This window comes from Variovorax sp. GW821-FHT10C12, assembly GCF_059415405.1.
Map to the genome: position 1 here is coordinate 128,614 of NZ_JBWKNE010000008.1, position 19,118 is coordinate 147,731.

Genomic DNA, 19,118 nt, shown 5'->3' on the forward strand with positions numbered 1-19,118 from the left:
TCTCCCCATCCCCCCCATGAGAATCCTGCTTGTCGAAGACGAAGCCGACCTGGCGCAGGCGCTCGCGTCGGCGCTGCGCCAGAACCAGGCGGTGGTCGATGTGGCGAGCTCGCTGCGCGCGGCCGAGGAGGCCGCGCTCGGCGCGCCCTACGACGTGGTCGTGCTCGACCGCGGGCTGCCCGACGGCGACGGCCTGTCGCTCGTCGCGTTCCTGGCGCAGAACGACATCGCCTGCGCCGTGCTCGTGCTCACCGCCATGACCGACGTGGCCGAGCGCGTGCTGAGCCTGGACGGCGGCGCCGACGACTACCTGGCCAAGCCCTTCTCGATGGACGAGCTGCTGGCCCGCGTGCGCGCGCTGGCACGCCGCCCCGCGGTGCGCGCCAACTTCATCATGACGCTCGGGCAGCTGCGCTTCGACCACCACACGCGCCAGGCCCATGTGGGCGAGGCTTGCCTCACGCTGCCGCGGCGCGAGCTGCTGGTGCTCGAGACGCTGCTCGAACACCGCGGCCGCACCGTGCTGCGCGAGGCGCTGCAAGACCGCGTGTACGGCCACAAGGACGACATCCAGTCGAACGCGCTCGACACGCACGTCTCGCGCCTGCGCTCGAAGCTCGACAAGGCGGGCGCGCAGGTCGAGATCCATGCGATCCGTGGGGTGGGCTACCTGATGTGCGCGCCGCAGTCCGCATGAGCCTCAGTTTGCTTTCGCTGCGCTGGCGGCTGATCTGGAGCCTGATCCTCTTGCAGGTGGTGGTCGGCCTGCTGGTGATGGGCGGCTTCCTCGGGCTGGCGTGGGCGTTGGGCCGCGTGGTCGACGAGACCGGCCACGAGACGGTGGCCGCCATCCAGCGCGCCCTGATGCGCGGCGCCGACGGCCAGCTGGTGGTCGAGCCCACGAGCGCACTGCGGCGGCTGCAGAAGGCCGACCCGCAGTTCTGGTTCATCGTGCGCGACCCGCACGGCGTGCAGCTGCGCCACGGCGAGGTGCCGCCGACCTACCTGCGGCTGCTCGACGCGCTCGACGACACCGAGCGCGTGGCCATCGACCCCGAGAGCGACGGCACCCGCCCCAAGGCCCGTTTCGAGCGCATCGAATCGCGCGCCGGCCCGGTGGCCGTGATGGCGCAGACCGGCGGCCCGCTCACGGTGGAGAACACGCTCAAGGGCACCGGCATCGCCTTCCTGTTCCTGGTGGCGCCGATGGCGCTCGTCACCTGCCTGGGCGTGATCCTGGCGACGCCGTTCGTCGTGAAGCGCGGCCTGAAGGGCGTGGTGGCCACGGCGGAACATGCCGAGGGCATCGACGTGCACGAGCGCACCACGCGCCTGCCGCTGGCCAACGTGGCCAGCGAGATCCGTCCGCTGGTCAACGCGGTCAACCGCGCCTTCGACCGGCTCAACGAAGGCTACGACCGGCAGGAGCGCTTCCTGGCCGATGCCGCGCACGAGCTGCGCACGCCGATCACCACGCTGCAGATCCATCTCGAAGGCCTGCCCAACGACCCGTTGAAGATGAAGCTCATGCAGGCCTCGGCGCGGCTGGCCACGCTGGCCGAGCAGCTGCTCGACCTGCAGCGCCTCGACCACGGCCTGTCGCTGGACCAGCAGGTGGAGCTGAAGTCGCTGTGCGAGCGCGTGGCGGCCGACATCGCGCCGCTTGCCATCCGCAGCCGCTGCACGCTGTCGGTCGACGCGCCGCAGCCGCTCACGGTGCGCGGCGATGCGCCCTCGCTCGAACGCGCGCTCACCAACCTGATCCAGAACGCCATCGAGCACGGCGGGCCGGGCTGCGACATCCAGGTGCGGCTGTGCGAGCCCTCGTGCATCGAGGTGCGCGATTCGGGCCCCGGCATTCCCGAGGCCGACCGCGAGCGCGTGGTGGCGCCGTTCCACCGGCTCGTGCCGCGCGGGCGCGGCGCCGGGCTGGGCCTGCACCTCGTGGCCGAGGTGGCGCGGCTGCACCGCGGCCAGCTGAGCATCGGCTCGAGCGAATCGGGCGGCGCGAAGATGCGGCTCGAACTGATGAACCTCGAGGCCTGAAGAAGACTCGCTTGTCATGAACGCCATCGACCGGCTGCCCGAACCCACGAACCTTGTCGGCGCGCAAGCGCTGATCGCGCGCGTGCAGGCCATGCTCGATGCCGAAGGCGTGGCGATGCGTGCGCCGCCGCCGGAGCCCACCACCTGCTGCGGGCGCGGCTGTAATGGGTGCGTGTGGGAAGGGTGGCTGGCGGCGGTGGCTTATTGGCGGGATGAGGCGTCGCTGCGGCTGGGTTAGTAGATGCGGGGCCGCAGCACCTTGATTGTTTCCGCACCCGCCAGATGGTCGACAAAAAGATGCTCTGCGAAAAGGTAGCGCCCCACCACGCTGCGCAGATCAGGTGACTCGTACACCGTCACGGTCTCATGGCGCTCGGTGAACACGAGTTGGAAGGCCGGACCTTCCTTCAGCATGTAGAAGCAGCCATCGCTGGTGATTCGCTCGGTCCTGATCCTGCCTTCGTACCAACGGGTGGCCATCGCGCGGTCTACCAACGCCTCAGCGTCGATGGTGAATACCGCTCGGCACTCGTCGGGCGTGAAGTCATCACGCAGGGCTGTGCCGTTCTCGCTGTTGTAGGCCTTGTGGATCAGGTCCGATGCCGTGTTGTGCAGCAGGGCCTCGAGTTGCGCTTGGCGGTCCGGAGGCTGCACCATCTGGTAGGGGACGATCAACGGAGGCGTGGCAAGGCTGGCGATGTGGAAAGGCTCGACACCCGTTTCCAGGCTGGTGGAAAGCTTCAGGTACCAACGCTCCTGTGCTGCGCGCGGTGTCCTGCGAGTGGCTGTCACGCTGCCGGCATAGTGCACGCGGCGTTCGCCTGTGCCGGTGGGCGTCGATGGAGCAGCATCGGCACTGCCCGTGCCCCAGAACTGATCCCTCAACGACCAATCACCGTCCACCGGATCGTTCAGGGTCTGGACGATGAGGTCCGCGAGGATCTGCGGCGGTGCCTGCGCGGGCTGGCCATCGACGGACACCGGCACCATGGCATCGACCCTGAACGCCATCGGCTCGCCGAGGCGAAAGCTTTCGTCGCGACCGACGTGGATCGCTTCGAGCGCCTGGCGTCTCGGCGGCGGCAGGGCGCGCCGCACGAGGGTATAGACGGCCACCAGCGTCAGCACGCCGAAGATCGGAAACACCGGCAGCCCCACCAACAGCCACAGCAGGTTCCAACCTCCATTCAACGACCAGCGCAGTGCGTTGAAACCGAAGGCGGCAAAGAAGGCCAGCACCGCCAGCGCGACCAGCGAACCCAGCCAGTCGGTGATGCTGGTTCGTGAAGGGGCATCTGAAGGCGGCGGCGCCGGAGACGTCCACGCCGTGTCATGCCGCTGCACGATGCGCGGCAGGCCGATCACGCGCGGATCGGGCAGCGGCGTCCAGAAGCTGTCGTCCTGCGCAGCCAGCGCGATCGTGCGAACGCCATCGCGGTGTTCAAGCTGCAGCGCTGCCTGCGCGACGCCGTCGTGCGCCGCGTCTTCAAAGCTCAGAGGGCGCGCATCGGGCTCGCGGTGGTAGCGGCGCTTCTCGATGTCGACGATCAGCGTGTCCGCACCCGCCGATGCCGCATGAAAACTTTCGTCAGAAGACGCGAGGCTTTCCGACATCGGCAGCGCCAGAACCCGCGCAAGGACGTCGAGGTAGGAGTGAGGGCGAGACATGCGTCCGAATCTAGCCGGCGATCCCGAGCGCCGCAGCCGCCAGTCTCGCCACCTCCAGCGTGCTCCCGGGCGCCTCGCCATCTTCCAGCATCCACACCGACGACAACCCGGCCCACGCCAGCACCCATTGCAGCAATCGCCGCTGCTCGATGCCCGTGGCCTCTGTGATGACCTCGATGCGGCGCGCGAAGCGCCCCGGGGCCAATGCGCTCTCGCCGTCCGGGTTGCACAGAATGTTCGTGTGGTCGAAGCCGCGCTCGCCGTGCAGCCCCTTGGGGTCGATGGCGAGCCAGCCGGTCGGGCCGAAGTCGAGCACGTTGCCGTGGTGGATGTCGCCATGCAGCACGACCACGTCGCGCGGCGCGGCCAGCAGTTCGCGTGCGGTGCGTGCGCTTTGGCCGAAGACGCTGCCGTGCGTGGCCGCGCCGGCCCACAGTGACTCGAACCAGCGCGAGAGCGGCACCAGTGTCGGAGGCGGCGGCGTGTCGCGCGGGGCATGCAGGCGCGCGGCGGCGGCGCACAGGATGCGCGTGGCCTCGTCGTCGCGACCGCCGTGAACCAGCTGCGCGAGCGAGGCCGAGCCTTGCGCACGCACCATCAGCAAGGCTTCGCCGTCATGGGCCAGCACGGGCGCGGCGCCGTCGCCGTTCCACCAGGCCATCAGCAGGCTGCCCGCCTGCTCCTCGGCTTCGTGCGAAGTCTTGAGCATGGCCGCCACGCCCTGCTGGCGCACGGGCAGCAGCGTGCCGCTCGGCGAGGTGAAGGCCTCGCCGTCGGGTGTGAGATGCCAACGTTCCAGGTAAGGCGCGAACACGCCGTGCGGGGCCACTAGCGCGATTCCCAGAACCCCCGGTGCGTGGCGATCATCTCGTCGGCCACCTCGGGCACGGGGCCGATCACCTCGACGGGTTTCTGCCCGCGCGCGAAGACCTCGCGGCAGGGCAGGCTCAGCGTCGGGTTCTCGGGGTGGTCGCCGGTGAGGGCGAGCAGCGCCGATTCTTCCGCGCCGTACACGATGCGGCCGATGTTGGCCCAGTAGCTCGTGCCCGCGCACATGGCGCAGGGCTCGAAGGTGGTCACCAGCGTGCACTGCCACAGGTACTCGGCCGGCCAGTTCTGCGCCGCATGGCGCGCGAGGGTGGCCTCCGCGTGGTGCACCGTGTCGATGTTGCCCTGCTCGGCGAGGACGGTCTCGCCGTCGGGTGCGACGAGCACGGCGCCGAAGGGGTGGCGGCCCATGGCCATGGCGCGTCGCGCCACGGCGTCGGCGCGACGCAGCGCGCGGGTGATCTGTTCGGGGGTCATGCCCCCATTATTTATGCGTTCTGCGAACCGCGGTGTGCCCAGCCGGTGGTGTGCTTCTCGATGAGGCTGAACAGCTCATACATGATCATCGCCATCGCGCCCACCACCATCAGGCCCGCGAAGGCCAGGCCCATCTGCATGGCCGAGCCGGCCGAGATCAGCAGGTAGCCGATGCCCTCGTTGGCGGCGGTCATCTCCGACACCGTGGTGCCGACGAAGGCCAGCGTGATCGCCACCTTCAGCGAGCCGAAGAAGTAGGGCATGGAGCGCGGCAGGCCGATCTTGATGAGCACGTCCCAGCGCTTGGCGCCCAGCACGCGCAGCACGTCTTCCAGCTCGGGTTCGAGCGTGGCCAGGCCGGTCGCGATGTTCACCATGATCGGGAAGAAGCTGATCAGGAACGCCGTGAGAATCGCCGGCCCGATGCCGATGCCGAACCACACGACCAGGATCGGCACGAAGGCCGCCTTGGGCAATGCGTTGAAGGCCGTCATGAGCGGGTAGATCGCCGCATACGCCAGGCGCGAGCTGCCGATCACGAAGCCCATGAGCACGCCCACCACGATCGCCAGGCCGAAGCCCGCCATCGTGACCCAGTAGGTGCGCCACGCGTGGCCCGCGATGATGGCCTTGAACTCCCAGAACTGCTCCCAGATGCGCAGCGGGCTCGGAAAGATGAAGTCCGAAACGCCGAAGCCCGCGCAGATCACCTGCCACAGCAGGAGCACCGCCACGAGCAGCAGCCACGGCGACCAGCGCTCGAGTTGTTTGCTGTTTTTCATCGCCGCCTCCTCAGTGCGCTGCCGCCGCCGCAGCAGCGGTGGGGGTGGTGGCGTTGCCGCGGATGGCGCCGATGTGGCCGCGCAACTCGAGCACGATGTCGGTGAACTCCTTGGTGTAGGTCAGCTCCAGCTCGCGCGGGCGCGGCAGGTCGATCTCGCGCTTGACCACGAAACGCCCGGGGCTCTTGCTCATCACGTACACCGTGTCGGCCAGGAACACCGACTCGCGCAGGTCGTGCGTGACCAGGATCACGTTGAACTGCTGCTCGGTCCACAGGTCGCGCAGGATGCACCACAGCTCTTCGCGCGTGAACGCGTCGAGCGCGCCGAAGGGCTCGTCCAGCAGCAGCATCTTGGGCTCGTGGATGAGCGCGCGGCAGATGCTCGCGCGCTGCTGCATGCCGCCCGAGAGCTGCCACGGAAACTTGTCCTCGTAGCCGCCCAGGCCCACCTTCTGCAGCAGGCGGCGGGCACGCTCTTCGTATTCCTTGCGTTTCGCCTTGAAGTTCGAGCGGTAGGGCTCGACGATCTCCAGCGGCAGCAGCACGTTGTCGACCGTGGTGCGCCACGGCAGCAGCGAGGGCGCCTGGAAGGCCATGCCCGAGATCTTCAGCGGCCCGGTCACGGGCTGGCCGTCGATGCGGATCTTGCCCATCGAGGGCATCTTCAGCCCCGTGGTGAGCTTCATGAAGGTCGACTTGCCGCAGCCCGAGGGGCCGACGATGGCGATGAACTCGCCGCGCGTCACCTTCAGGTCGATGGCCTCGACCGCGAAGTGGTTGGCGCGCAGCAGCTCTTCGTTGTAGGCGAGCCAGACGTCCTGGAAATCGACGAAGGGGGCGGCTGCGTCGGGTGTCGTTGCGCCGGCCGCCATCACTTGCGCAGGATTCCGCTGAGCTCGGCCGCGGGCGGGAGCATGGCCGCGGTCCACACGGCGTCGGGGCTCACGCGCGTCTTGGTGTTGAAGGCGTCGGAGACCTGCGAAGCCATGAGCGACATGCGGCCCGCGTTGACGGCGCCGAAGCCGTCGGTGCGCGCATCGGCACTGTTGATGACGGTGTCGATCGCCAGCTGCAGGCGGCGCGTCTCGAGCTTGCTGTCGATGATGCCGTCGCGCGCCTTCACCGACTCGATGCCCAGGGCCGGGTTGGCGATGACTTCCTTGGCACCCTTGGCGAAGGCCGAGAGGAACTTCTTCACCGCCGCCGGGTTGTCCTTGAGCAGCTTGGGCGAGGCGATGATCACGTTGCCGTACAGCTTCACGCCGTAGTCGGGGTAGGGCAGGATCACCACGTCGGCCGCCTTGGCGCCGCGCGCCTCCAGGTTGAGCAGCGAGGTGAAGGTGAAGCCCGTGATGGCGTCGATGTCGCCGCGCACCAGCATGGTCTCGCGCAGCGTCGGGTCCATGGCGGTCCAGTTCACGGCGCCGATGTTGTTGGCCTTGGCGAAGATGGGGAACGCGCGGCGGCCCGCGTCGAACACCGGCGCGCCCAGCTTCTTGCCGGCGAGGTCGGCCGGCTTGGTGATGCCGCTCTTCTTGAGCGCCATGACCGAGGCCGGCGTGTTGTTGTAGACCATCATCACGGCCACGGGTTTGTTCGGGCTGTCGGGGTTGTTGGCGTGGAACTCCATCAATGCCGCGAGGTCGGCAAAGCCCATGTCGTAGGCGCCCGAGGCCACGCGCGTCACGGTGCCGCCCGAGCCGTTGCCGGCGTCGATGGTCACGTCCAGGCCGGCGGCCTTGAAGTAGCCCTTGGCCGCGGGGTGCAGGAACAGCGCGGCCGGTCCTTCGAAACGCCAGTCGAGCTGGAACTTGATCGGCGTCGGGCTCTGGGCCATGGCCGAAGACAGGCCGAAGCTGAGGGCCGAGGCGGCGAGGAAGGACTGGATCAGTTGACGCTTGTTCATGCGGGTTCCGTGAAGGTGAATGCTTCGGCATTCAAGCAAAAACGGTGCCCGCACGCGATTGGTGCGAACCCTTCCGGTGAATCACCGAGGTGCGCGGTGCGCCCAGGGCGTGTGCGGCGTGCACCGCGCCTGGGAATCGGGGCCGTGGACTGCCGTCAGAGCGTCGCGCCGATCTTGCGCAGCTCGGCGATCTGCGGTGCCTTGGGCAGCCAGACCTTGTCGAACTCGGCGATGACCGGCGCGGGGTTGTAGTTGCTGGCGCTCTTGATCGCGATGCCGCTGGCCTTGAACTTGTCGATGAGGCCGAGTTCGGTGGTCACGATGTCCTTGATCTGCGCGTCGAGCTGCTGCTTCACGAGGTCGGTGATGAGCGCCTTGTCCTTCGCGTCGAGCGTCTGCCAGATGCGGCCCGACACCAGCGGCGCGAAGGGCATGAACAGCGCGTTCATCGGCAGCAGGCTTTTCGAGACACGGTCGAAGCGCTGGTTCCACGAGAACTCGATGTCGGCTTCGAGCCCGTCGACCTGGCCGTTGGACATGGCGTCGAACACGCCCGGCGTGGGAATGGGCGTGGGCGCGGCGCCCAGCAACTGGTAGAAGTCGCGGTACACCGGCGTGGGGTTGATGCGCAGCTTCATGCCTTTCAGGTCGGTGGGCGAGGCGATGTCCTTGGTGGCGAACACCACGCGCATGCCGGTGATGCCCCAGCCCAGGCCGATGGTGCCGGTCTCGCGCGGCAGCACATCGAGCAGCTTGAGCGCCGCGGGCGTGCGCACGAGCGAGGCGACGTTGGTGGTCGAGCGCACGAGGTAGGGTGCGTTGATGGCCGCCACGCTCGCCACGCGCGAACCGAGTTCGGCGGCTTGAATCCAGCCCATGTCGAGCGCGCCCGACTGCAGCTGCTGCATCATGGCCGACTCGTTGCCGAGCTGGCCCGAGTGGAACACCGTGGCGCTCAGGCGGCCGTCGGTGGCCTTCTTCAGCGCCTCGCCGAAGCTCACCGCGGCGCGGTTCCACGAGTGGCCTGCGGGCGTGATGAGGCCCAGGCGGAATTCCTTGGCGGCGGCGGCACGCGACACGGTGCCGAAGAGGGCGGTCGACGCGGCGGCGGTGCCGGCGGCGGCCTGGACGAACTGGCGGCGGGAGAGGGGCATGCGAAGCTCCTGTGGGGTGAGGTGAAGGAACGGGAAAGAAAGCGGATCAGCGCCTACTTGATGAGCGCGAGAGAAAGACTCGGGAACAGCGACAGCAGCACCAGCGCCACGCAACAGATCAGGAAGAAGGGCAGCGTGACGATGAACATCTTTCCGGGCTTGGCGCCCGTCACCGCCGAGGCCACGAAGAAGCTCAGCCCCACCGGTGGTGTCATCAGCCCGAGCACGAGGTTGATCACCACCACCACGCCGAAGTGGCGCGGGTCGATGCCGTAGATCTCCGTCGCGATGGGCAGCAGGATCGGCACGGTCATGATGAGCCCGGGAATGCCGTCGATCACGGTGCCGATCACCAGCAGGATCACGTTCACCAGCAGCAGGAAGGCGATCGGGTCCTTCGCCACGGTCTGAATCCATGCGGCCGTGGCCTGCGGCACCTTGCCGTAGATCAGCAGCCACGAGAACACCGCGGCGGCCGCCACCAGGAACAGCACCACCGCCGAGTAGATCGCCGACTTCAGCAGGATCTGCGGAATCATCGCGAAGCGGAATTCCTTGGTCACGTAGCGCCCCACCAGCACCGCGGCCACCGCGCCCACCGCCGCCGATTCGGTGGGGTTGGCCAGGCCGCCGAGGATCGAGCCGACGATCACGATCGGAATGAGCAGCGTCGGGCAGGCCGTGAGGATCGTGTGCAGCCGCTGGCGGGCGGTGCGCTTCTCGGTGCGCGGGTAGTTGTAGATCATGCCCATGCCGGCGATCACGATGAAGAACAGCACCGTGAGGATCACGCCGGGGATGATCCCGGCGATGAGCATGTCGCCCACCGCCACCTGCGCGAGCACGCTGTACACCACGAACATCACCGAGGGCGGAATGATCGGGCCGAGCATGCCGCCGTACACCGTGATGCCGGCCGCGAAGGTCTTGTCGTAGCCCTGCTTCTCCATCTCGGGCACCATGATCTGGCTCATGATCGCCACCTGCGCGGTGGCCGAGCCGATGATCGACGACACCAGCATGTTCGCCAGGATGTTCACGTAGGCCAGGCCTCCCTTCACCGAACCGATGAAGGCCAGCGCGAGGTCGACGAGGCGCCGCGTGATGCCGCCGCCGTTCATGATCTCGCCGATGAGGATGAACAGCGGAATCGCAATGAGGCTGTAGCTGTCGACGCCGCCGAACATCTGCACCGGGAACGACTGGAACAGCACCGTGTCGCCCGAGTTGAGGATGTAGACGATGCCCGACAGGCACAGGCAGGCACCGATCGGCACGCCGACCAGCATGATCAGCAGGAAGAAGGCAGAGGTCAGCATTTCAGTTCACGGCGTCCGCGTTGGCGACATGGAACTCGTCGTGCGTGCGCTTGGGCTGCAGGCCGAGGTCTTCGAAGAGGTTGGCCAGCGCATGCACGCTGAGGGTGAGCGCGAAGATCGGCAGGATCAGCTGCACCACCCACGTCGGCCAGTCGAGCGTCTGCGTGCGCTCGGTGTAGAGAAAGTTGAAGCTCTCGGCCGCGAATTCCTTCGCGTCGAAGCCGTGGCGCACGATGCCGGCCGGGTCCATCCACAGCCAGCACATCGCGAGCAGGGCCAGCCCGAGCAGCAGCACGCCGCCCGAGGCACTGGCCTTGGCGATGCGCGCGGCCCGGGTGCCGAGCTTGTCGGTGAGCAGCGTCACCGCAAAGTCCAGCCGCAGCCGCGTCATCGCCGACGCACCGAAGAAGGTGAGCCAGACCACGCAGTACACCGAGGCCTCGTCCACCCAGTAGAGCGGAAAGCCGCCGTAGCGCGTGACCACGTTCAGCAGCACCAGCACGATGAGCAGCCCCATCAGGCTGCTGAGCAGGTGGCGCTCGCAGCGCAGGACGAAGTCCGACGCGTCGAGCACGCGGCGGGACAGACCGCCGCTTTCTTTCAAGGCGTTGTCTTGCATGGTGTTCTGGGCCTTGTGGTGCGTCGTGCGCGCGGCGATTACATGACCGACTGGTATTGCGCAGGCCGCGTGGCCAGCGCCTTGGCGACGACCTTCTCGATGAAGGCGCGCTCTTCGCCGATGAGCGGCAGGCGCGGGCGGCGCATGTGCTCGGTGCCCACGCCGACCAGCAGGTCGATGAGCTTGAGGTTCTGCACCAGCTTGGTCGACACGTCCAGGTGCAGCATCGGCGTCATCCACTGGTACAGCTTCAGGGCTTCTGCAAACTTGCCGGCCTTCATCAGGTCGTACAGCGCCACCGTCTCGCGCGGGAAGGCGCAGCCCACACCGGCCAGCAGGCCGTCGCAGCCCAGCGCCAGGCCTTCGTAGGCCAGGTCGTCCACGCCCAGGAACAGCTGGTAGCGGTCGCCCACCGTGTTGCGCAGGTCGGTGATGCGGCGGATGTCGTCGGTGCTTTCCTTGATGGCGGCGATCCACTCGCAATCGGCCAGCTCGACCATGTGCTGGGGCTTGAGGTCCACGCGGTAGGCCACCGGGTTGTTGTAGACCATGATGGGTTTCTGGGCCGCGTTGGCGATGGTGCGCACGTTGAGCATGGCCTCGCGCGCGTCGGCCACGTAGATCACCGAGGGCATGACCATGTAGCCGGCCACGCCCAGCTTGTTGGCGCCGTCCACGTAGCGCAGGGCTTCGCGGGTGCTGGTCTCCGACACGTTGGCCAGCACGGGGATGCGGCCGTCGGCGGCTTCCAGGGCGATCTTGGCGACCTGCAGCTTTTCTTCGAGCGTCAGCGTGCTGGCTTCGCCCAGCGAGCCGCAGGTGACGAGGCCGTGGATGCCGTTGCGGATCTGGAAGTCGATGTGGCGGGCGGTGCCCTCGGCGTCGATGCTTTCGTCGGCGTGGAACTTGGTGGTGATGGCGGGGAAGATGCCTTGCCAGCGGGGATTGCTCATGAATGTGTACCTCGAAAAAAAGAAGAAAAGGGCGCTGCGGACAGCGGTCGAAACCAGGGCTTGAAGGCTTGGTTTTTAAATATATTAGTAAGATATGAGAAATATCTGCTCAGGGTATTAGCAGATTGCATGCCAGCCGAAATGGTGGTTGGAGGCTTCTGGAAAGGGCGGTCGGGCGCCTGGAAGCACCGCCTTGGCGCACCCACGCCTCAGGATGCGGCGGACGAAAAAAAGCCCCGCAGCGGTGAACGCGGCGGGGCGCGCAGCTGGCGCCGGCGCGGTGCTCAGGTCGGCGTCGTCGCCCCGAAGCCCAGCCAGTACGGATCGCCCACGCGCTTGCCCACGCTGCTGGCGGCGTCGCGCACGGTGGCGCCGAAGCGTTCCACCAGCGCTTCCGACAGCTGCTCCGCGGGCAGCGCGATGCCGAAGGCGTAGGTCTGGCGCGTGGCGGGGTCGAGCACCGCCGACGAGATGCCCGCCACGTTGGTCACGTACTCGCCGCGCGACAGGGCCCAGCCGGTGTCGCGGATCACGGCCAGGCGCGCGAGCAGGTCCTTGCGCGTCTTCGGTGCGTGGCCGCGGCCCTGGTCGAGCTTGGTGCCGATCAGGGCGCCCACTTCGTCGTCGTCCAGGCGCGCCAGCAGCGCGCGGCCCATGGCGCTGGAGTAGGCGGGCGCGCGGCTGCCCGGCGGCGTGTAGATCTGCAGCGCGCCGGCGCCGGTGCGCATCTGGATCACCAGCGTGTCGGTGCCGTCGAGCACGTTGATGTAGCCCGTGCAACCCGTCTCGCGCACCAGCGCATCGAGCGCTTCCTCGACCAGCGAGGCCGTGTTGCGCGAGGCGCGGAAGTGGTACGAGGCTTCCATGATCACGCCGCCCGGGCGGTAGGCGCGCGTGGCCGCGTCGCGGTCCAGGAAGCCGTAGCCGGCCATCATGCTCAGCGTGCGGGAGGCAGAGCTCTTGGGCAGGCCCAGCTCGGTCACGACGTCCGTCACCGTGATGTCGCGGCGCAGCCGCGCGATCAGCTTCAGGACGTCCATGGCGTTGGCAAGGGTGCTCATCGTGTTCGGTGGGTTGGGGTGGGAATCATAGGTTCGGCGCCGGTGCGTCTTTTCGGCCGACCCGGGTGAACGCCCGCTTGACAGCCGAAAGTACGGTTTTATCATTCAGTCCAAGTTTATTGGACATGGTTCCAAAATATGGAACTAACAAGGAATGACCATGCACCATGAAGTGACCGCCGTCGCGCCGCTGGAAGACAAGGGCGCCGGGCACACCGCGTTGCCGCCGGCCGCGCTGCATCCCAAGGCGCTCGCGCCCGCCAACCTGATCCTCACGGTGGTGCTGAGCGTGTTCGGCGCCATCGTCGGCATCCAGATGCTGGCCAGCCTGGGCATCACGCCGAGCACCTCGCTGATCGGCGCGCTCGCGGCGATGACGCTGGCGCGCGTGCCGCTGGCCATGTTCCGGGGCTTTCGCTCGGTGCATGCGCAGAACCTCGCGCAGACGAGCATCTCGTCGGCCACCTTCGGCGCGGCCAACAGCCTGTTCCTGCCGATCGGCATTCCCTTCCTGTTCGGCCTGCCGCAGATGGTGGTGCCGATGCTCATCGGCGTGAGCCTGGCGATGCTGCTCGACGCCTGGCTGCTGTACCGCATGTTCGACACGCCCGCCTTCCCGGCGAAGAACCCGTGGCCGCTGGGCATCGCCGCGGCCGAGGCGATCAAGGCGGGCGACGGCGGCGGCAAGCAGGCCTGGCTGCTGCTCGGCGGGCTGGCCACCGGCGTGGCGGGCGCGGTGTTCAAGCTGCCGATGTCGGCCTTCGGCGTGGCGCTGATCGGCGGGCTTGGCGCCATGACCGCCTTCGGCATCGGGCTGCTGGTGCGCGGCTACTCGGCGCCGCTGTTCGGCTTCGACATCGGCACGCGCTACGTGCCGCACGGGATGATGATCGGCGCCGGCCTCGTCGCGCTGGTGCAGGTGGCGCGCGTGGTGCTGAAGAAGCACGGGCGCGCGGCCGACACTGACGGCACCGTCGCGACGACAGAGGCGCTGGCCGAGGCGCGCGGCGCCAGCGTGCTCGGCCGCTCGCTCAAGCTGGGCGGCGCGGGCTACCTCGCGATCATGGTGCTGCTGTGCGCGGGCACCGGCATCTACACCGGCATGTCGCCCGGCATGCTGGCCTTGTTCATCGTGTACGGCACCTTCGCGGCCTTCGTGCACGAACTCATCGTGGGCATTGCGGCCATGCATTCGGGCTGGTTCCCGGCCTTCGCGGTGGCGCTGATCTCTTTGCTGCTGGGCATCCTGATCGGCTTTCCGCCCGAGGCGCTGGTGGTGCTGGCCGGCTTCTCGGCCGCCACCGGCCCGGCCTTTGCCGACATGGGCTACGACCTCAAGGCCGGCCACCTGCTGCGCGGCGAGGCCTCGGGCTCGGCCTTCGAACTCGAAGGGCGGCGCGAACAGATGATCGCCGGCATGGTCGGCTTCGGCGTGGCGATCGTGGTGGTGGCCTGCGCCTACCCGCTGTTCTTCGCCAACCACCAGACCGCGCCGATCAACGCCGCCTACGTGGCCGCGATCAAGGCCGGCATCTCGGGCGAGACCGCGCGCAACCTGGCGCTGTGGGCCGTGCCCGGCGCGCTGCTGCAGCTGGCGGGCGGGCCGCGCCAGCAACTCGGTGTGCTGTTCGCCACCGGCCTGCTCATCGCCAGCCCGATGGCCGGCTGGATGGTCGCGGCCGGCATCGCCTGCCGGCTCGCGGTGCACGGCGTGCTCGGCGCCGCCGCGCGCGAGCGGCTCGAGGTGTTCGCCGGCGGCGTCATCGCGGGCGACGCGCTCTACAGCTTCTTCTCGGGCGCGGTGAAGAGCCTGCGCAAGTAGTTCTCCTTCTTTCCTTTCATCACACACACAGGAATCGAATCCATGAAACGCAATCTGACCAGCGACGACGTCCGCGCGGCCATCTGGGGCGGCGCCATCCTCGGCGGCGGGGGTGGCGGGCTCATCGCGGCCGGCGAACGCGCCGCGCGGCTGGCGCTGCAGGTCGGCACGCCGCAGCTGTGGAGCGTCGACGAGTTCGACGACGCCGCGCTCACCGCCACCATGGCCCTGGTCGGTGCGCCGGCCGCGCCCGATCCGCACGTGCAGCCGGCGCACCTGCTGCGCACGCTCGACCTGCTGCGGCGCGAGCTGCCGGCGGGCCAGAAGCTGGTGGCGCTGCATGCCAACGAGAACGGCGCCGAGACCACGGTCAACGGCTGGTTCCATGCCGCCATGACCGGCCTGCCCGTGATCGACCTCGCGTGCAACGGCCGCGCCCACCCCTCGAGCGTGATGGGCGCGCTGGGCCTGCACACCGAGCCCGACTACCTCTCGGTGCAGGCCTACGCGGGCGGCGAGCCGCACCGCTATGTCGAAGGCGTCGTGTCGGGCCGGCTCGAGCAGACCTCGGCCGTGGTGCGCCGCGCCTCGGTGGAGGCGGGCGGCCTCGTGGCCGTGGCGCGCAACCCCGTGACCGTGGGCTACGCGCGCCAGCACGGCGCGCCGGGCGCCATCAGCCACGCCATCGCGCTGGGCCAGACCTTCCTGGACGGCGGCGTCGATGCCGTGGCCCGTTCGCTCGACGGCCGCCTCGTGGCCGAGGGCACGGTGCGCAGCTACCGCTGCGAGCAGCAGGAAGGGCTGGACGTCGGCGTGGTCGAGCTCGACGATGCGGCGGGCACCACGCTGCGCTTCATCAACGAGTACATGCTGCTGGCGCAGGGCGGCGAGCGCATCGCGCGCTTTCCCGACCTGATCATGACCTTCTCGGACGACGGCCAGCCCGTGGTGTCGGCCCATGTGCGCCAGGGCGCGCGGCTGCGCGTGCTGGTGGCGCCGCGCGCGCGGCTGCTGCTGTCGCGCACCATGTTCATGCCCGAGCTGTACCGGCCGCTCGAGAAGTCGCTGGGCGAAGCCTTCGCGCCGGCCTGAACGGAGACATGCCATGACACTGCGCATCCGCTGGATCCGGGCCGTCGGCAACGACACCTACAACGCGCGCTTCGCGCAAGAGTTTGCCGAGGTGAAGAACCCCGGCACCGAGGTCGAGGTGGTGTCGCTGCGCAACGCGTCGGTGCAGCACCACGTCGAGTACCAGAGCTACGAGGCGCTGCTGGGCGCCGACATCGTGCGCGCCGTGCGCGACACCGCGCAGCAGGGCTTCGACGCCGTGGTGGTCGGCTGCTTCTACGACCCGGTGCTGGTCGAGGCGCGCGAGATCTCGGGCCAGACCGTGGTGGTCGCGCCCTGCCAAGCCTCGTTCGAAATCGCGTCGAATCTGGCACAGAAGGTGTCGGTGATCGTGGGGCGGCGCAAGTGGGTGCCGCGCATCGAGGCGCGCGTGCGCGAGTACGGCCACGCGCACCTGATCGCCTCGTTCCGCGCGCTGGAGCTCGGCGTGGAAGATTTCCAGCGCGACCGCGACGAGACCGTGCGCCGCATGATCGCGCAGGGCCGCCGCGCCATCGACGAGGACGGCGCCGAGGCGCTCATCCTGGGCTGCACGCTCGAGTTCGGCTTCTACCGCCAGCTGCAGGACGCGCTGGGCGTGCCCGTCATCGATTCGGCGCTGGCGGCCTTCAAGCGTGCCGAGGCGCTGGCCGACATGAAACAGCGTTTCGATTGGAAGCCCAGCCGCGTCGGCGGCTGCGAGCCACCGCCCGAAGACAGGGAGCTGCTGGCCTGGAACGTGTTCGATCCGGCCGACGTGCCGGTGGTGTCGCCTGTCCACGCCTGAACACGGCCATCCATGAAAAACGCCCCGCCGCGGAGACCGCGACGGGGCGTTGTTGTTTCAGGGAAGAAACGTCGACGTCAGCGTCAGTCCTGCGCCTTCACCTTCGCCACGGCCAGCGCCGTCATGTTGATGATGCGGCGCACCGTCGCCGAAGGCGTCAGCACGTGGGCCGAGCTGGCGGCGCCCAGCAGGATCGGGCCCACCGTGATGCCGTTCGCGCCGGTCATCTTCAGCACGTTGTAGAGGATGTGGGCCGAGTCGAGGTTCGGGCACACCAGCAGGTTGGCCTCGCCCGTGAGCGTGGTCTCAGGCAGCGCGGTGCGGCGGATCTCGTCGGACAGCGCGGCGTCGCCGTGCATTTCGCCGTCGCACTCGATGTCGGGCGCCATCTGCGAGAACAGGTCGCGCGCCAGGCGCATCTTGCGCGCCGAACCGCGGCTGGAGGTGCCGTAGTTCGAGTGCGAGAGGAAGGCCACCTTCGGCGGCAGGCCGAAGCGGCGCACCTCTTCGGCGGCCATCACGGCGATGCTGGCCAGCAGTTCGGCGCTCGGGTCTTCGTTCACGTTGGTGTCGGTGATGAACACCGTGCGCTTCTCGAGCGTGAGCGCGTTCAGCGTGGCGAAGCCGGGCGCGCCGCGCTTCAGGCCGATCAGGTTGCGGATGTGCTCCAGGTGCACGTCGAAGCGCCCGACCAGGCCGCAGATCATCGCGTCGGCGTCGCCCAGGTGCAGCATCAGCGCGGCGATGGTCGTGTTGGAGCGGCGCACCATGGTCTTGGCGGCCTCGGGCGTGACGCCGCGGCGGCCCATGAGCTTGTGGAAGCTCTCCCAGTAGGTGCGGAAGCGCGGATCGTCCTCGGGGTTCACGATCTCGAAGTCGACACCCGAACGGATGTGCAGGCCGGCCTTCTGGATGCGGGCCTCGATCACGGCGGGGCGGCCCACCAGGATGGGCTGGGCCAGGCCTTCGTCGACCGCCCACTGCGCGGCGCGCAGCACGCGCTCGTCTTCGCCCTCGGCGTAGGCCACGCGCTTGGTGGTGGAGATCTTGGCGGCGCTGAACACCGGGCGCATGAACATGCCCGTCTGGTAGACGAAGCGCGTCAGGTGCTGGCGGTAGGCCTCCATGTCCTCGATCGGGCGCGAGGCCACGCCCGAGGCGGCGGCCGCCTTGGCCACGGCCGGCGCGATACGCAAAATGAGGCGCGAATCGAAGGGCTTCGGAATGATGTAGTCGGGGCCGAAGGCCAGCTCCTGGCCGGCGTAGGCGGTGGCCACTTCTTCGCTGATGTCGGCCTTGGTGAGGTCGGCGATCTCGCGCACGCAGGCCAGCTTCATTTCTTCCGTGATCTTGCTCGCGCCGCAGTCGAGCGCGCCGCGGAAGATGTACGGGAAGCACAGCACGTTGTTGACCTGGTTCGGGTAGTCCGAACGGCCCGTGGCAATGATGCAATCTGGGCGCACGGCCTTGGCCAGCTCGGGGCGGATTTCAGGCTCGGGGTTGGCCAGCGCCAGGATGATCGGCTGCGTGCCCATGGTCTTGACCATTTCGGCGCTCATGACGCCGGGGGCCGAGCAGCCCAGGAACACGTCGGCGTCCTTCACCACGTCGGCCAGTGTGCGCGCACCGGTGTCCTTCTGGGCGTAGCGGGCCTTCGATTCGTCGAAGCCGCCCGCGCGGCCCATGTAGATCAGGCCCTTGGAGTCGCAGGCGTAGATGTTGGCGGGCTTGGCGCCCAGGCCGACCATCACGTCCAGGCAGGCGATGGCCGCGGCGCCCGCGCCCGAGACGGCGATCTTGACGTCTTCGATCTTCTTGCCGACCAGTTCCAGGCCGTTGAGCAATGCTGCGGCCGAGATGATGGCCGTGCCGTGCTGGTCGTCGTGGAACACCGGGATGTTCATGCGCTCGCGCAGCTTCTTCTCGATGTAGAAGCACTCGGGGGCCTTGATGTCCTCGAGGTTGATGCCGCCCAGCGTGGGCTCCAGCGCCGCGATGATGTCGACCAGCTTGTCGGGGTCGTTCTCGGCCAGCTCGATGTCGAACACGTCGATGCCGGCGAATTTCTTGAACAGGCAGCCTTTGCCTTCCATCACGGGCTTGGAGGCCAGCGGGCCGATGTTGCCCAGGCCCAGCACGGCGGTGCCGTTGGTGATGACGCCCACGAGGTTGCCGCGGGCGGTGTATTCGGCCGCGAGCGCGGGATCTTCCGCAATGTCGAGGCAGGGGTAGGCCACGCCCGGCGAGTAAGCCAGCGACAGGTCGCGCTGGTTCAGCAGGGGCTTGGTGGGGGTGATCGAGATCTTGCCCTTGACGGGCGAGCGGTGGTATTCGCGCGCTGCTTCTCGAAGTGCTTCTTCAGCGGGGGACAGGGATGCAGCCATTTGAAAAGTCTCCTTGGTTCTGGCGGGCAATGAGGCTACCGCAAAAGCGCAGCCTCTTCTCTCGGGGGGAACGACGAGACCCTCTATCTTCCGCCTGATCGAGAGGGTCTGCCGACTCGCTAAACTTCAACACCCCTGTTTCAGGGGGGCAAATCCGTGCCGCACGGGCGGTGCGGCGAACCAACGTCCACAAGCACAGA

At 68.2% G+C, this 19,118-nt stretch carries 18 protein-coding genes; 6 read left to right on the top strand and 12 right to left on the bottom strand.

The window, feature by feature from the left end; genetic code table 11:
- Positions 1–16 precede the first annotated feature (16 nt).
- The 3 genes from AC07OH_RS26835 to AC07OH_RS26845 are packed head-to-tail and all read left to right on the top strand — an operon-like array spanning position 17 to position 2,284.
- A complete protein-coding gene (locus tag AC07OH_RS26835; RefSeq protein WP_495260917.1) occupies positions 17–697 on the top strand; it encodes a response regulator transcription factor in 681 nt (226 codons plus the stop codon).
- Entirely contained in the window at positions 694–2,046 is a 1,353-nt protein-coding gene (locus AC07OH_RS26840; RefSeq protein WP_495302729.1) for a sensor histidine kinase, read from the top strand. Before AC07OH_RS26835 ends, AC07OH_RS26840 begins: the two co-directional genes overlap by 4 nt.
- A gap of 16 nt (positions 2,047–2,062) precedes the next feature.
- Positions 2,063–2,284 carry an oxidoreductase-like domain-containing protein gene (locus tag AC07OH_RS26845; protein WP_495302730.1) on the top strand — a complete coding sequence of 74 codons (222 nt, stop codon included), beginning with the start codon at positions 2,063–2,065 and terminating at the stop codon, positions 2,282–2,284.
- On the opposite strand, the gene AC07OH_RS26850 is transcribed toward AC07OH_RS26845, so the two are convergent.
- From AC07OH_RS26850 to AC07OH_RS26900, 11 genes are all read right to left on the bottom strand, one after another.
- Positions 2,281–3,714: a hypothetical protein gene (locus AC07OH_RS26850; protein ID WP_495302731.1), complete on the bottom strand. Its 1,434-nt coding sequence runs from the start codon at positions 3,712–3,714 to the stop codon at positions 2,281–2,283. The genes AC07OH_RS26845 and AC07OH_RS26850 overlap by 4 nt on opposite strands.
- A gap of 10 nt (positions 3,715–3,724) precedes the next feature.
- Entirely contained in the window at positions 3,725–4,543 is an 819-nt protein-coding gene (locus tag AC07OH_RS26855) for an aminoglycoside phosphotransferase family protein (RefSeq protein ID WP_495302732.1), read from the bottom strand.
- Positions 4,543–5,019, bottom strand: coding sequence for a nucleoside deaminase (locus AC07OH_RS26860; RefSeq protein WP_495302733.1), 477 nt, complete (start codon positions 5,017–5,019; stop codon positions 4,543–4,545). Before AC07OH_RS26860 ends, AC07OH_RS26855 begins: the two co-directional genes overlap by 1 nt.
- Positions 5,020–5,030: 11 nt before the next feature.
- Positions 5,031–5,801 (bottom strand): ABC transporter permease, encoded by a 771-nt coding sequence (locus AC07OH_RS26865; RefSeq protein ID WP_390342141.1) that lies wholly within the window; start codon positions 5,799–5,801, stop codon positions 5,031–5,033.
- 10 nt (positions 5,802–5,811) lie between these two features.
- Entirely contained in the window at positions 5,812–6,675 is an 864-nt protein-coding gene (locus AC07OH_RS26870; protein WP_487848156.1) for an ABC transporter ATP-binding protein, read from the bottom strand.
- Positions 6,675–7,709, bottom strand: coding sequence for an ABC transporter substrate-binding protein (locus AC07OH_RS26875; RefSeq protein ID WP_062473355.1), 1,035 nt, complete (start codon positions 7,707–7,709; stop codon positions 6,675–6,677). The genes AC07OH_RS26870 and AC07OH_RS26875 overlap by 1 nt, the downstream gene beginning before the upstream one ends.
- 155 nt (positions 7,710–7,864) lie before the next feature.
- Complete coding sequence (locus tag AC07OH_RS26880) at positions 7,865–8,863, bottom strand: TRAP transporter substrate-binding protein (protein ID WP_495302734.1); 999 nt, start codon at positions 8,861–8,863, stop codon at positions 7,865–7,867.
- 53 nt (positions 8,864–8,916) lie between these two features.
- Positions 8,917–10,182: a TRAP transporter large permease gene (locus tag AC07OH_RS26885; protein ID WP_495302735.1), complete on the bottom strand. Its 1,266-nt coding sequence runs from the start codon at positions 10,180–10,182 to the stop codon at positions 8,917–8,919.
- 1 nt (position 10,183) lies between these two features.
- A complete protein-coding gene (locus tag AC07OH_RS26890; protein ID WP_495302736.1) occupies positions 10,184–10,801 on the bottom strand; it encodes a TRAP transporter small permease in 618 nt (205 codons plus the stop codon).
- 38 nt (positions 10,802–10,839) lie between these two features.
- Positions 10,840–11,754, bottom strand: a complete 915-nt coding sequence (locus tag AC07OH_RS26895; protein ID WP_062473360.1) for a dihydrodipicolinate synthase family protein — start codon at positions 11,752–11,754, stop codon at positions 10,840–10,842.
- 284 nt (positions 11,755–12,038) lie between these two features.
- Positions 12,039–12,815 (bottom strand): IclR family transcriptional regulator, encoded by a 777-nt coding sequence (locus AC07OH_RS26900; protein WP_159275742.1) that lies wholly within the window; start codon positions 12,813–12,815, stop codon positions 12,039–12,041.
- A gap of 160 nt (positions 12,816–12,975) precedes the next feature.
- Between AC07OH_RS26900 and AC07OH_RS26905 the strand changes: the two genes are divergently transcribed.
- From AC07OH_RS26905 to AC07OH_RS26915, 3 genes are read left to right on the top strand one after another with little or no spacing between them, the layout of a single operon-like run.
- Positions 12,976–14,637 carry an OPT/YSL family transporter gene (locus AC07OH_RS26905; protein ID WP_495302737.1) on the top strand — a complete coding sequence of 554 codons (1,662 nt, stop codon included), beginning with the start codon at positions 12,976–12,978 and terminating at the stop codon, positions 14,635–14,637.
- A gap of 42 nt (positions 14,638–14,679) precedes the next feature.
- Positions 14,680–15,729: an S-methyl thiohydantoin desulfurase domain-containing protein gene (locus AC07OH_RS26910; RefSeq protein ID WP_390342157.1), complete on the top strand. Its 1,050-nt coding sequence runs from the start codon at positions 14,680–14,682 to the stop codon at positions 15,727–15,729.
- Between the two features lie 13 nt (positions 15,730–15,742).
- Positions 15,743–16,534, top strand: a complete 792-nt coding sequence (locus AC07OH_RS26915; protein ID WP_495302738.1) for an aspartate/glutamate racemase family protein — start codon at positions 15,743–15,745, stop codon at positions 16,532–16,534.
- A gap of 83 nt (positions 16,535–16,617) precedes the next feature.
- On the opposite strand, the gene AC07OH_RS26920 is transcribed toward AC07OH_RS26915, so the two are convergent.
- The gene (locus tag AC07OH_RS26920; protein WP_489058085.1) at positions 16,618–18,918 is read right to left on the bottom strand and encodes an NADP-dependent malic enzyme; all 2,301 of its coding nucleotides are present in this window, start codon (positions 18,916–18,918) and stop codon (positions 16,618–16,620) included.
- Positions 18,919–19,118 lie beyond the last annotated feature (200 nt).